The following is a 14,761-nucleotide window of genomic DNA, read 5'->3' as shown; positions in this document are numbered from 1 at the left end:
ATGGCTCGTTTTCTCAAAGCACTGCAAGGTCTGCAATTGGATGTGCCTGAGGCTAATCCTCCGCAAGGGGCTCCCTCAGGTCCGTCGGTTGGGTCGCCTGCAGTGAGCAACGAGTCAAACGCCGGACAGTCATCTTCGCCTGCTGCTTCCGCGGAGCGACCCATGACGCAAACGATCGTCATGCAGGAGTCGACCCAGGAACCAGCGACCAAACCGGCACTAACATCGACGGCTTCGCCCGAGCAAAACGAGCTGATCCAAAAGCTGACGCAACAACTTGCCGGGATGCTGAAACAGCGGGACAAGATTGCCCGGGAAGTGTCGCAGGTCAAAGAGGCACTGGCGTCGCACGATCGACGACACGAAGATGAAATCATTCGGCTGCGTGATACGCTTGAGACCCATCAGCAATCGTCGAAGTCGATCGAAGCGGAATTGAAAGAGATTCAGTCCGAACTTCGCAATCAGTTGCAAAAGCAGCAGGAAGACTTCGCCCAGAAGCTGAGCGAGGTCGAGCAGCGGGTGCAGGTCCGAGCGATCGCTCCGCCTGTGGCCAGCGAGTCGCACGCGGAGCAAGATATCCAGCAGGTTCGCGAGCAGCTAGCTTCGTACGATAAGCGATACGAGGAGGAAATCGTTCGCTTACGGGACTCGCTCCAGTCGCACCAGGAATCCTCAAAGACGATTCAGACCGAACTGCTCAAACAATTGAAGCGTCAGGAAGAGTCGTTCGCGAAACAGCTCAACGACGTGGAAGCACGAGTACAACGCCAGGCCAAAGTTGCTGCTGCTGTTGTGGTTCCCGAGGCCCAAACGGCGGCCCAGCCCAAACCAAGTGCGCCAGCGCCGAAGCCTGTCAATGCTTCGGCGATCTTCAAGCCGCAGCCGCGATCTTCGACGCCGGAGAAGCCGATCCCGGTTACCGATGCGCTGCGTCGTGCCATCACCTTGCTTGATGATCCGCAGCTATCACAGGAACTCATCCAGCTTTGCGACGGCATCTTTGGCGCTATCGAACCTTCGGCGATCACCGAGCCAATCGTCATCTTCCTGGGAACTTGTCTGCCGGAGCGTGATGCTTCAGGCCTGGCCATTCGTCTGGCGGCCTGGCTTAGTCGGAACGCATGTGACGTCTTCATGGTTGACGGCGCGCTCAAAAACAAAACATTGTCTGCTCAGTTGGGACTACAATCGAGTCCGGGGCTTTTCGAGACCGTCCGGCGCGAAACCTACCGCCAAGACGGCACCTATCGTGACAGCGAAACGGGGATTTCGGTCATTCCGGCAGGTAAGTCCTCCTTCATGCTGACCAATAGCGAACAGGATCTGGCATCGCTACGTGATCAGATTCGCGAAATCTTAAAAGCCAATTCGATCGTTTTGATCGCGGGAGAAGGTCCCGACAGCCCGGCGTCGTGGTTGCTCGCGCAAGTTGCGAATAAGTCGTATCTTCAAGCCGATCTTGGAACGGTATCACGAGAGGATATTCAGGCTGCCGTCGATTGCTACCATCAAGCGGGGGTCGATCTAGCCGGATTGATTGCCACCTCCAGCCGCAATTAAGTGCTATACTTGGCTGCTAAGTCGTTAGTCGTTGCGATCTGCCCAGACGAACAAACCCTCAGCCAGACTAGTTGCCATGGCCAAGTATCTTGTTACCGGCGGTGCCGGTTTTATCGGTTCTCACATTGTTGACGGTTTGCTGGCCCGCGGGGACGAGGTCGTCATCTACGACAATCTCAGCACCGGCAGCCGAAAGAATCTGCCCGATCACGCCAACGCAACGTTTGTCGAAGGCTCGATTACCGACGCCGACGAATTGGCCAAAGCACTTGATGGCGTCGAATATGTGTTCCACCAAGCGGCACTCGCATCGGTTCCGCTGAGCGTCGAGCGACCGCTGGATACGAACCTGCACTGCGTCACCGGTACGCTGAACGTGTTGAACGAAGCTCGCAAGGCTGGCGTCAAACGCGTCGTCTATGCCGCTTCGAGTAGTGCTTACGGCGATCAGCCCAACCTGGCAAAACGCGAAACCGATTTGCCTGCTCCCCTTTCTCCCTATGCCGTTGCCAAGCTGGCCGGTGAATACTACTGCCAGGCCTTTTATCACACCTACGGCCTGGAAACGGTCGGATTGCGTTACTTCAACGTCTTTGGTCCGCGACAAGATCCCGACAGTCCCTATTCGGCCGTGATTCCGATCTTTCTGACCTTGCTGTTGAGTGGTAAGCAGCCGGTCGTGTATGGCGATGGTCAGCAGTCACGAGATTTCACTTACGTGAAAAACATCGTAAATGCCAACTTGACCGCGATGGCAGCCGAAAACGTCGCAGGTCGCATCATCAACGTTGCCAATGGCAAGAGCACCTCACTTCTAACCTTGCTCAAATTGCTGAACGAATACTTGGGAACGGACATTCAAGCCAAGCACGATCCCCCTCGAGCTGGCGACGTCCGTGACAGCATGGCCGACAATACGCTCGCCACGAAGCTGTTGAACTACGAGATCGAAGTCGACTTCGACGAAGGGCTCAAGCGTTCGATCGAGTATTACCGCGAACTGGCCCTGCAGCGGGCGTAGTTTGAAGGAGTCTACAGCGACTCATTCACGCAGTGCGATCGCTCTTCCAACACCGGTTGATCCTCTTCCTGCGACACGATCGGCTTGGCGAATCGTTGATTCAATAGGGCAATGACCGTCAAGAGGACAGCGACGGTCACGAATGTGATTGGATACGCAGGCAGGTCGGCCTTACGGCTGCTGGCGATCATTACGCCAATCAGTGGTTGGCCGAACAAGCCGCCCGAGTCGAGCATCACCAGCATCAGGTTCGTGCCGGTACCGCGGTACTTCTTCGGAAACGAAATGCTTCCACCGCCGATGATCGCCGGAAAGATCAATGCGTGGGCCATGCCGCCGACGATCGCAGGCAGCGGCAACAGCCAGGGATTCTTGGCCAACAAATAAAGCGTCAAGCTGATCGACAAGAGCAAGATGCCGATGGTGGCTGCGTTTTTGACCCCGATGCGTTCGGGGACTTTGCGAGTGAGCAACCGGCAGGTAAATGCCGTTATCGCATAGACCAGGAAGAACGAGCTAATGTGCTCGATGCCAATTTCCTTGGCGTAGCTTCTTAGAAAGATCTGCGGAAACAAGACGCCCACACCCATGGCAAACGACATGACCAGCATCCAGCCGGGATGATACTGGCGGATCAAGCGAATCAAAGATGGATGGTCGCTGGAACGTCGTGGTTTATCCTTCCGTGTCGCCAGGTACGCAAGCAAAATCGAAACAGAAGCGGCACTCAGGGAAACCAGAAACATCGTGTTGATCTTCGCTTCGATGGCGGCTTCGCCTGCGAAGATAACGTCGCCAATCAACGGTCCGATGGCCAGGCCTACGAACCCGGATGAACCCAACACGCCAATCAGTTCGGTACTTCGCCCCTTGGGAGCTTTCAGCGAAATCGCCGTGATCGAAGCTCCAAACGCACCGGCAAGGCCCACCATGTAGCACAGGCGAAGCAGATAGATCAGCGGACCATCGACGTTACCGACGACAAAGTGGCCGATGATTGCACAAAGAAGTAGACAAAGTGAACCGAGCCAAACGACGCGAGTTCCGAACCGATCGATGACCGCCCCCTGGGCAAACCGTGCCAGCACGGCTCCTCCCATCCCGAAACCAGTGATCAGCCCGAGATCGTACTCGTCACCACCGAGATAATTGACAAAGTCGAAGTAACGGAACAGGGAACTGTTACAGACAATCAGCGCCGTATTGGCAAAGTAGGCCAGCCAGAATTCACGGCCGTAAGCAATTTGCGGGGCAGTCGATGGTTCATCGGCCGTAACTACGGCGGAATTCATGGGTCCTCGTCTCGGTTTTGCGGTCACTCGGGTTAGAATGTAAGTATAGGCATTCCCTGGCCGGAAATCCTGGGAAGCCGATACCAGGACAGTCCGAGCACGATTTTTTGACGAACAAAATGAGCAAAATCGCTGACAAAACCGAGGCGACTACCCATAGCGATCTGGCGAAGGGGAAAGAGCACTGCGTGAAGACTGGACGCGTCCTGGTTGCGATCGCCACTTACAACGAGATCGAGAACCTACCCAACCTCGTCGAACGTCTCGTGGACACTTTGCCCGAGGCCGATTTGCTGGTGATCGACGATGGCTCGCCGGATGGGACCGGCCAGTGGTGCGAAGAGCACGCCAAGATGAATGCGCGGATGCACTGTCTGCATCGCAAGGGAAAGCCGGGGCTAGGTTCCGCCATCATCGCCGCAATGCAGTATGCCATCGACAACAACTACGACGTGATGATCAATCTCGATGCTGACCTGAGTCATCCACCGGAAAAGATCCCCGACCTACTTGAAGCGTGGCAGGCCGGGCCATCCGAAAGCACCGTTGTTATCGGCTCGCGATACGTCCCGGGAGGGGGCATCAGCGGCTGGCCTATGAAACGGCACTTCATGAGCCGCGGCATCAACGTGTACACGCGGTGGCTATTGTGGCTGCCCATGGCCGACTGCAGTGGAAGTTTTCGCGCATACCCAGTGCATCTTTTGAGAAAGATAGACTTCGACTCTTTTCTGAGTTACGGGTACTCGTTCTTCGAAGAGGTGCTCTACCATTTGAAAGAACAGGGCGCGACGTTCGTCGAAGTTCCCTTCCAGTTCGTCGAACGGCAACACGGTAGTTCCAAGATCAACATGCGGAAAGCGATGGTCGCGGTCTGGACGATCTTTCGGCTAGGACTGAATGCCTGGCGTCCGTTCTAAATCGTCATCGAGATAGAAGTCGGCCGCGAATCCACGCGAATTCTGGCGGATCTAGTTGAAAACCTGCCAGATAGGGGGCATTATTCCATCCGCAACCATTCACTAGTGGTTTGTGAATTCTCGCGGGTTTATGATGGAACATGCTTTACTCCCTGCCCCTCAACGTCGAAAGGGTCCCAATCGATGTTCTCCGTACGTACGCTTCTCGTTGCCGTTATCCTAGGTTTTCCATGTCTCTCGGGTGTTAACGCTGGTGAGACCTTCCAGGTTAAAGTGGCTGCCCAGGGGGATGCCAAGCGGGCAATCCCATTGCAAGTTGACGTTTCAGTCCCCAAGAATTTTGCCGAAGTCGAGCTAGTCGAACTCACGGCAGTCGGTGGAGAAACACTCTACGGACAACTCACCAAGCCCGGCTTGGGCAATCCAGCTTCCGATCCGCTATCCCGCGAGCTGCACTTGGTGCTGCCGCAGTCGTTGGTCGGACCGGAACGCGAGTTCGCCGTTTCCATCTTGAAGAACAAAGAAGGCGTGACCGAGTTTCACTTCCAAGATGAAGCAGGCAAATACAAAGACCTGCTGTTCGGCGATCGTCCCGTTTTGCGTTACATGTACGAGGCCGTTGCTACCAGTTCAGAGGACCGTCGCAAAGAAACGATGAAGGTCTATCATCACCTGTTCGATCCCAAGGGTGAGAACCTGCTGACGAAGGGACCAGGCGGCTTGTTCCAACATCATCGCGGCATCTTCTACGGCTTCAACCGTATCAGCTACGAGCAAGACGACAAGAAAAAGTCTGCCGACGTCTGGCACTGCAACAAAAAGGAAAGCCAGACGCACGAGGCGTTTGTTCGCGAGGAAGTGGGCCCGGTCATGGCCCGGCAACTTCTTGAGATCAATTGGAACGGCCAGGACGGCAAAACCTTCGCTACCGAACTTCGGCAAATGACCGTCTATCACGTCGACGGAGCCCAGCTGATTGATTTCACGTCTGAGCTGGCCGCTAAGGCCGACAACTTGAAAGTCGATGGCGATCCGCAGCACGCTGGGTTCCAATACCGGGCTACTCAGCACGTGCCTGATAAGACTGCCAAGCAGACCTATTACGTTCGACCGGACGGCAAAGGAGAGCCAGGCAAGTTTCGCAATTGGCCAGGCAACAAAGAGCACGTCGATCTTGAATTCAACGCACTCAGCTTCGTCGCGTTCGATCAACGCTACACCTGTTGCTATCTCGATTCGCCCGAGAATCCCAAACCTGCCCGCTTCAGCGAACGAGATTACGGCCGGTTTGGTTCTTACTTCGCCACCGAGATCCCGCGCGACAAGTCACTCGATTTAAACTATCGACTCTGGCTTCAACCCGGCGAGATGGACGTTGCCGAGATCAAACAGCTTCGTGATGACTTCGTCGATCCACCTAAAGTGACGGTGGAAGCTGGGTAATCACTTGAAAGCGGGGCTCGGGAGCATTCGTTGACACCTCGGTTACCCGTACCTAAAATCGCGTGTTCACCCCAACGGAAAATACTCCATCATTAGTAAACCTTTTAGGATGTACTGTTCATGTCGGATGGTAAAACCGGGCAAATTGACAACGTGATGCACGAATCGCGGCTCTTCCCCCCCAGCGAAGAGTTCGCGTCGAAGGCCCGGGTCAAGTCGGTCGAAGAGTACCAGCAGAAGTGGGAAGAAGCCAAAGCGGATTTGCCTGAATTCTGGGACACGTTCGCCAAGGAAGAACTCCACTGGTTCGAGCCCTACAAAGAGGTCCTTGAGTGGAATTGCCCGAATGCTAAGTGGTTCGTCGGCGGCAAGACCAACGTCAGCTACAACTGCCTGGACCGCCACCTGGGGACTCCGACTGCGGAAAAGACGGCCATCCTGTGGGAAGGTGAGCCCGGCGATCAACGCTCGCTGACTTACAAACAACTGCACGCCGAGGTTTGCAAATGTGCCAACGCCCTGAAGAGCCTGGGCGTTGGGGAAGGGGATCGCGTTTCGCTCTACATGCCGATGGTCCCCGAACTGGCGATTACCATGTTGGCCTGTGCCCGGATCGGCGCGATTCACTCCGTTGTCTTCGCGGGTTTCTCAGCCGAATCGATCGCGGATCGTAACAACGATGCCCAGGCAAAGGTCATTGTTACGGCCGATGCTGGCTGGCGTCGTGGTAAAGAACTGCCGCTTAAATCGATCGTAGACGAAGCTCTTGAGAAATCGGAATCAATCGAGAAGTGCATCGTCTTGAAACGCGTAGGCAACGATGTCGAGATGAAGTCTGGCCGAGACGTGTGGTGGCACGAACTTATGGATGCCGCCTCGGAGGATTGCCCAGCGACTTCGTTGGACAGCGAAACACCTCTGTTCATCCTTTACACGAGCGGTTCGACAGGAAAACCGAAGGGGATTCTACATACGACCGCTGGTTATAATCTGTACGCCAAGAAGACCTTCGAGTGGGTCTTCGACCATCGAGACGATGACATCTATTGGTGCACCGCGGACTGCGGTTGGATTACCGGGCACAGCTATGTGGTGTACGGTCCGTTCTCGGCAGGTGCCACGTGCGTGATGTACGAAGGGGCTCCGAACCATCCCGATGAAGGTCGATTCTGGGAGATCGTCGAGAAGTATAAGGTCACTATTCTGTATACCGCTCCGACCGCCATTCGCGCTTTCATCAAGTGGGGCGATCAGTGGGTCGATAAGCACGATCTGTCGAGCTTGCGTCTGCTGGGGACCGTCGGCGAAGGCATCAACCCAGAAGCCTGGATGTGGTACCACAAGAAGATCGGTTCCGAAAAATGTCCGATCGTCGATACCTGGTGGCAGACCGAGACCGGTGGCATCATGATGTCGCCCCTTCCCGGAGCCATTGCTACCAAGCCTGGTAGTTGCACGCGGCCGCTGTTTGGTATCGTCCCTGGAATCTACGACGAGTCCCTCAACGAAGTTGGAACCAACCAAGGCGGGATGCTTACGATCACGCAGCCGTGGCCGGGCATGCTGCGTGGCGTTTGGGGTGACGAAGAACGTTTCCAGGAGACCTACTGGTCCAAGGTCCCCGGTAAGTATCTGGCCGGGGACAATGCCCGCTGCGACGAAGATGGTTACTACTGGATCATGGGGCGAATCGACGACGTCATTAATGTCGCCGGTCACCGCCTGAGTACCATCGAAGTGGAAAGTGCCTTGGTATCGCATCCTCTCGTGGCGGAAGCTGCGGTCGTTGGTCGCCCCCACGAAGTCAAAGGGGAAGCGATTGCTGCCTTCGTGACGCTCAAGGGAACGGACGACACGGAAGAGGCTCGCGACATTTTGAAGAAGCATGTCCGCGAGGAAATCGGCGCCTTGGCCGTTCCTGACGACATCCGTTTCACGGCAACGTTGCCCAAGACACGCAGTGGAAAGATCATGCGTCGCTTGCTCCGCGACATCGCTTCGGGCAAAGAGGTGGTAGGAGATACCACGACACTTGAAGACTATTCGGTATTGGCCAAACTTCGTGAAGAAGACTAGGCCTGTCACGCAAGCTTGGAAATTCCTAAAGCTCGGTGCAACCCACCGAGCTTTTTTATGGTTTCATCGATCTGTCGCATGAGCGACTTCGTCTGTTGAACTGCGGTAATGATGCGACCGTAGTGGGCAACTTCTGCGTTGGTCAAAACCATCCCACGTCGATCCTTCAGCCATTTTCGTAGCACTTGATGACTTCCGATATGGAAGAGCCACGCATCCGTGTCGGCCTGGGCGATTGGTGTATTGCCGTCGATCCAAATCCGTTCATCTCGGTGCTTGGGATGACCGGAAGCGACAGGAACAGCAGGGGGATCGATTTCGCCCGATACCAGGTCTTCAACTGGCAAGTGCAGCGAAATCAGTCGTTCTCCCAGTTCCGAAAGCTGACAATGGATGTCGTAATCTGGAGGGAAAAAGACGCGTGGGAACTCGACTTGCAGATGAGATGCAAACTGAGTGCGGTACTGGTCGCAGTGAAAGAGCGCATAGACATACGCCATGATCGACCGAGCCGGAACATCGGATAAATACGCAGGCAAGCGATTGCGATCGATGTTCTCCTGCCCGTGAATCATCAGAGGCAAAAGAGTCTCGTTACCGCGGTTGTCGCTTCGCAGAAGCCCATCGATCGCCAGGCAATCGGCGACGAAGAAAAAGTTGCAGGGGCGGTCCGTCGGCATTTGGCGACGCACCACCAGACCCAGCGCATCCGCATGCCGCATCTCATCCATGGCCTCGCCGCGAGGCCAGTCGATCATGCTGGAAGACCAATAGATCCAGCGACGATCGAACGGGCGATAGGCACACGGTTCGGTTCGATCTTGCCACTGATCGTCCTCCCGCAGTAATTCTCGCGCCTTGGGTAGCTTCCAGCCGCGCGTATCACCTGGTAGGTACTGGCTGCTCCGCGGACGTGGGAAATACTTGGTCCGCAGCTCTTCGTCAGATACGCGTCGATTACGAAATTCATCGATGCGGGCCAAGAGCCGCTCGCGAGACGTATCAATGACCAGGGCATCGCGCGCGGTAACGACGGTGGAAGTCCCTTGAGGGAATAGCTTGGTGATCAAGATTCCCCGGTCATACTCGCGCGACGCATGGAAAGAGCGAGGGCTTAGGAAATAGTGAGGGGGTAGGGGGGTAATCTTTTGATCGACAAGATCGTCCCACGGGGATTCGGCAAGCTCTTTCAGCTTCGATTCACGTGGCCCCCAGCGTTCACCGTAGCGAACCGACTGTTTCCTTTGGGCAGTAGGTGACCTCGAAAAAATCGATATCGCGACACCTTGGCCGATGTCAAACACACTTTCATCGCGTGTGAGTCGAGACGTGGTCCCTCTTTTTTTCGTGTTCCCATTCAGGTCAAGCAGATCAATGGAATCGAACTGATCAAGCAGCTGAAATCGAAGGCCGCGGAATGTGACGTTGTCAATGAATCCATGGTTGACCACATACCCTATGACGCCATACTTGGCTCGCTCCATGTGCCACTGCGCGATACGCAGAAATTTGACGTAATCGTCGTGCAGCCAAAGTTTTTTCTCTTGTAGCGGCAGCCCGTCGACCTCGAAATAGCTCCGCAGGTTTGCGTTTTCGGGCGTTTTACCCCGTAGTAACTGCTTGATCCATGCGCTGGTATTCGTTGAGGCCGCTGCATAGGGAGGATTTCCTAGAACGACCGTCGCAGGCGAACCGAGTTGCGCATGGACCTTGGCTTCCAATGCGTTTCCGCAGTAGACCGAAACAGGACCAAGGTTCTTCTTCGCAGCGCCATGGTCTTCCAAGAACTGCGAGAGCAAACTCTGTAGATGCTCGATCGCCACTGGCATGATTTCAAACGCATGCATACGGCCAGGCAGATCTTCGGCGACGTACTTTTGCCAACGGGTATCGGCACTTTTTCGATTTCGTGCGGCCGACACAATGTTCTCATGCATCTGCTTCAGTGCGGCGATCAGAAAGATGCCGGTACCGGCGGCAGGTTCTAAGATTTTCACGAAAGGCTGATGAGCATCAACCTCTTGCGGTATTTCGATCTTCAAGCGAGATCGAAGCGACTCCCAAGTTGCCATGTCGGCCAGACCATCAGGGAGGTGGAAGTCCCGTTTCAAACGTTCATCGACTTGAAAAACGACGCGGTTGGCAACTTCCCAGGGGGTATAGAACACGCCCCGGTCACGACGCTGCTGCGGGAAATTCTTGGCGAGCTCGGCCTCGATTCGATAAGCAGACTGCCCGACGCTCACGTGAGATGGATCCTTCCTGGGTGAGACCGACGTTTAGAGATCGAAGTCTTGGGAATCGATCCGCAGGATCCCTTCGTCACCGACAAAGTTGTCTCCCTCGCCCTGCTTGATGAGCAGTTGCCCATCCCCTTCTGAGCCGTGCACGTCATAGACGATGTAGTCGGGCGTTCCGAACTCCTCGGCGACTTCGTGGCTCGCCTCGGTATTGATCCATGCAGAATGAATTTCCCCGAGATGCTCTTTTACGATCGGGTTATCACCATACTTCTGCTGAATCTGAGAAGTGGCTTGCGAATTGACGCCAAAATAGACCAGACCACCACACACAAGACAGCTAACGAGGATCAAGCCGGACACGGCCGCGATTGCAAGTACCAGCGGAGACGCAGCACCTTTTCGGGCAGCGGCTCGATAAACGGGAACAAAGGAAGATGATTCAGACAAAGGATAGGCCTGGTTAGCGGTGATAAGTGCTGAGGAGCCCCTGTTTTACAACCCCATTGCCCAATAAAAAAGCCCCGCTTGGGTTAAGCGGGGCTTTGTCATAAGTAAATGAATCCGGCGATACCTACTTTCGCACTGGTGGGCACTATCATCGGCTGGTTGTGCTTAACTGCTGTGTTCGGAATGGGAACAGGTGTTTCCACAACCATATGGTCACCGGAAAAAGCCTGACTGACGTGGGGGCCAAGTCAGGCTTCATTTGGTTGGGTAGAGGTGTTTGCGTATTGGCAACACGTTCAATGTTTCGAGAACTTCGATTATTGTGAATCGCACTTGATGATTCAAGTCTGCTCAACGAGTGAGCGTTGAATATAAGTGGTCAAGCTTTCGTCCGTTAGTACCAGTTAGCTGAACCCATTGCTGAGCTTACACATCTGGCCTATCAACCTGGTCGTCTTCCAGGGGACTCTCGTACAAAGTACTTACGAAACCTAATCTTGGAGCGGGCTTCACGCTTAGATGCTTTCAGCGTTTATCCTTTCCGTTCATAGCTATCCAGCCGTGCCACGGGCATGACAACTGGGACACCAGAGGAACGTCCTTCCAAATCCTCTCGTACTAAAGAAGAATCTCCTCAAGTTTCGTACGCCCACAGCAGATAGGGACCGACCTGTCTCACGACGGTCTGAACCCAGCTCACGTACCACTTTAATCGGCGAACAGCCGAACCCTTGGGAGCTTCTTCACCCCCAGGATGTGATGAGCCGACATCGAGGTGCCAAACCGCATCGCCGCTATGGACGCTCGGATGCGATAAGCCTGTTATCCCCGGAGTACCTTTTATCTGATGAGCGATAGCCCTTCCATACGGGACTACCGGATCACTATGACCTACTTTCGTATCTGTTCGACCTATGGGTCTCACAGTTAAGCACCCTTCTACCATTGCGCTCTATGCCTGATGACCAACCAGGCTGAGGGTACCTTTGCACTCCTCCGTTACTCTTTGGGAGGAGACCGCCCCAGTCAAACTGCCCAACTGACACTGTTCCTAGTCTGGATTCACAGAAATTCTAGGTTAGAGCTAAAACATATTCAGGGTGGTATTTCAAGGATGGCTCCATCTACACTGGCGTGCAAACTTCAAAGCCTCCCACCTATCCTACACAAAACATATCTCAGACCAATATCAGCCTACAGTAAAGGTTCACGGGGTCTTTCCGTCTAACTGCGGGAACGTGGCATCTTCACCACGACTACAATTTCACCGGGTCGGTGGTTGAGACAGTGCTCCAGTCATTACGCCTTTCATGCAGGTCGGAACTTACCCGACAAGGAACTTCGCTACCTTAGGACCGTCATAGTTACGGCCGCCGTTTACCGGGGCTTCGGTCGAGAGCTTGCACCCGCTTCCTTAACCTACCGGCACCGGGCAGGCGTCAGACCCTATACATCCTCTTGCGAGTTGGCAGGGTCCTGTGTTTTTGATAAACAGTTGCCAGAGCCGATTTTCTGTGGCCCCCAACAGCGTGAACCGTCAGGGGCACCCCTTATCGCGAACTTACGGGGTCATTTTGCAGAGTTCCTTAACCACCGTTCTCCCGAGCGCCTTAGTCTACTCGACTCGCCTACCTGTGTCAGTTTTAGTACGGTTACAGTTGCTTCAACCTTTAGAAGCTTTTCTTGGACGTCCCGCTGATGATTACCTCCGAAGAGTCAGCGCTCTAACTTGGCTTATGAGGACGGATTTGCCTATTCCTCACCTTGCTAGAGCCCACGGACTGTTCCACCAGTCCGATCACCTTTGAAACGCCGTCCCTCCATCAGTCCACAACCGTAGCGCAGGAATATTGACCTGCTGTCCATCGTCTACGCTTTTCAGCCTCGACTAAGGGACCGGCTAACCCTGGGCGGAATTGCCTTCCCCAGGAAACCTTAGGCTTTCGGCGAACAGGATTCTCACCTGTTTTATCGTTACTCATTCCGGCATAATCACCCGATCGCCCCAACACCGCTCCTTACGGTACGGCTCGTATCTGACGATCGGCGCTCTCCTACCATTCTTTCGAATCCGCTGCTTCGGTGAAATGCTTACTCCCGTTCATTATCGGCGCAGAATTGCTCGACCAGTAAGCTGTTACGCACTTTTTAAATGGTGGCTGCTTCTAAGCCAACATCCTGGTTGTCTCGGCAATTCAACTTCCTTAGTGACTGAGCATCTCTTGGGGACCTTAGCAGACGGTCTGGGTTGTTTCCCTCTCGACCGCGAAGCTTATCCCTCGCGGACTGACTCCTGAGATAGTCGCACCGGTATTCGGAGTTTGGTCCAGCAGGGTACCCCGGGAAGGGCCCCAAACCGATTCAGTCTCTCTACCCCCGGTACGTAGTGGCTCAAGGCTAGCCCAAAAGCTATTTCGGAGAGAACGAGATATCTCCACGTTTGATTAGACTTTCACTCCTCCCCACAAGTCATCCCCTCGGTTTTCAACCCAAGTGGGTTCGGTCCTCCACGCGGTATAACCCGCGCTTCAACCTGCTCATGGGTAGATCACGTGGTTTCGCGTCTACCACCTACGACTAACGCCCTATTAAGACTCGGTTTCCCTCTGGCTACAGCCCGTAAGGCCTTAACCTGCCGCAGACGGTAACTCGCCGGATCATTATGCAAAAGGCACGCCGTCACCCATAAATCGGGCTCCGACCGCTTGTAGGCACATGGTTTCAGGTTCACATACCTCCCCTTGTCGGGGTTCTTCTCATCTTTCACTCGCGCTACTGAGTTCACTATCGGTCATCAGAGAGTATTTAGCCTTACGGGATGGGCCCCGCAGATTCAATCCAGGTTTCACGTGACTGGACCTACTCAGGTACCTCTCGGAAGACTACACAACTTTCGCCTACGGGACTGTCACCCTCTATGGTTGACCTTTCCATGTCATATCGGCTAGTCGGCAGTTTTGTAACTTCCATATGAGAGGCCCTACAACCCCCTGAGGAAAATCCTCAAGGTTTGGGCTATTCCGCGTTCGCTCGCCGCTACTGACGGAATCGATTTTTCTTTCTTCTCCTCCAGGTACTTAGATGTTTCAGTTCCCTGGGTTGAACAGGAATCCCGGGATCAACGTTCGTTTGACAACTCCCCCAGGCTTATCGCAGTCTTCCACGCCATGTCTTCTGATGCCAAGACATCCCCCATGTGCCCTTAATAGCTTGACCACAAATATTCAAAGCTCGCTTAGGGTTAGCACACCCATACAAACTAAGAACAACCAAGCCATTTCGGACTACCTATTGTGACTGGCTTGTCTAAGAACCAGTCACTGAGATCCGATCTTGTAACGATTCACAATGCTGCGTGACCCAACTTACTTGCCAACCCTCTCAGGCTGACCATGCAAAAAGGCCCGACAGACATCGAGATTCTCTTTAAGAACGGCTATCACTCAAATCGACACTGCCCTGATTCCAGCCAAAGCTGAAAACCAAGAGCAACACTTTTGGTAATAACCATAACTCTATGAAATTGCATCGTTTATGTCGCAACAAAGCTTCTGCTGAGCTTACGGCTTGCCATAAGCAAACCCCAAACCCGACATCCACTTTGCTACGCAAATGCCATCTACCAACCAAATTGTCAAAGATCATTCTCACTTCATGTAGAAGTGACTTTTCCCTGTCGAAGAATTAACCTCAACTGGAAGGACGCAATGTATCACCGGACGGCCGCCATTGTCAAACGGGGGTGGTGAGAATTTG

The 14,761-nt window shown here is 54.2% G+C and carries 8 protein-coding genes and 2 rRNA genes; 5 read left to right on the top strand and 5 right to left on the bottom strand.

Translation table 11 applies throughout. The features are described 5' to 3' along the window. Complete coding sequence (locus Pan97_RS20890; protein ID WP_144976002.1) at window positions 1–1,563, top strand: SMC family protein; 1,563 nt, start codon at window positions 1–3, stop codon at window positions 1,561–1,563. Between the two features lie 76 nt (window positions 1,564–1,639). Beyond that, window positions 1,640–2,584 (top strand): SDR family oxidoreductase, encoded by a 945-nt coding sequence (locus tag Pan97_RS20885; protein WP_144976000.1) that lies wholly within the window; start codon window positions 1,640–1,642, stop codon window positions 2,582–2,584. Between the two features lie 11 nt (window positions 2,585–2,595). Here Pan97_RS20885 and Pan97_RS20880 read toward each other — a convergent pair whose 3' ends face one another. Beyond that, window positions 2,596–3,876 (bottom strand): MFS transporter, encoded by a 1,281-nt coding sequence (locus Pan97_RS20880; RefSeq protein WP_144975998.1) that lies wholly within the window; start codon window positions 3,874–3,876, stop codon window positions 2,596–2,598. Window positions 3,877–3,995: 119 nt separating this feature from the next. Here Pan97_RS20880 and Pan97_RS20875 point away from each other — a divergent pair, with 119 nt between their 5' ends. The 3 genes from Pan97_RS20875 (at window position 3,996) to acs (ending at window position 8,315) form a co-directional block, all read left to right on the top strand. Beyond that, on the top strand, window positions 3,996–4,796 hold the full coding sequence (locus Pan97_RS20875; RefSeq protein ID WP_144975996.1) for a polyprenol monophosphomannose synthase: 801 nt from the start codon (window positions 3,996–3,998) through the stop codon (window positions 4,794–4,796). Window positions 4,797–4,979: 183 nt separating this feature from the next. Then, entirely contained in the window at window positions 4,980–6,239 is a 1,260-nt protein-coding gene (locus Pan97_RS20870) for a DUF6807 family protein (RefSeq protein WP_144975994.1), read from the top strand. A gap of 120 nt (window positions 6,240–6,359) precedes the next feature. Next, window positions 6,360–8,315 carry an acetate--CoA ligase gene (gene acs, locus Pan97_RS20865; RefSeq protein WP_144975992.1) on the top strand — a complete coding sequence of 652 codons (1,956 nt, stop codon included), beginning with the start codon at window positions 6,360–6,362 and terminating at the stop codon, window positions 8,313–8,315. A gap of 5 nt (window positions 8,316–8,320) precedes the next feature. On the opposite strand, the gene Pan97_RS20860 is transcribed toward acs, so the two are convergent. The 4 genes from Pan97_RS20860 to Pan97_RS20845 all read right to left on the bottom strand — a co-directional run bounded on the left by Pan97_RS20860 (window position 8,321) and on the right by Pan97_RS20845 (window position 14,221). Then, the gene (locus Pan97_RS20860; protein ID WP_144975991.1) at window positions 8,321–10,561 is read right to left on the bottom strand and encodes a type ISP restriction/modification enzyme; all 2,241 of its coding nucleotides are present in this window, start codon (window positions 10,559–10,561) and stop codon (window positions 8,321–8,323) included. A 33-nt stretch (window positions 10,562–10,594) separates the two neighbouring features. Further along, on the bottom strand, window positions 10,595–11,005 hold the full coding sequence (locus Pan97_RS20855) for a hypothetical protein (RefSeq protein ID WP_144975990.1): 411 nt from the start codon (window positions 11,003–11,005) through the stop codon (window positions 10,595–10,597). A gap of 112 nt (window positions 11,006–11,117) precedes the next feature. Further along, a 5S ribosomal RNA gene (gene rrf, locus Pan97_RS20850) occupies window positions 11,118–11,226 on the bottom strand. Between the two features lie 154 nt (window positions 11,227–11,380). Next, window positions 11,381–14,221 (bottom strand): 23S ribosomal RNA (locus Pan97_RS20845). Window positions 14,222–14,761: the final 540 nt, after the last annotated feature.

It is taken from the genome of Bremerella volcania, from assembly GCF_007748115.1.
Taxonomy (GTDB): Bacteria; Planctomycetota; Planctomycetia; order Pirellulales; family Pirellulaceae; genus Bremerella; species Bremerella volcania.
Note: the sequence above shows the minus strand (reverse complement) of the source record. Positions and strands in the feature narration are given on the sequence as shown.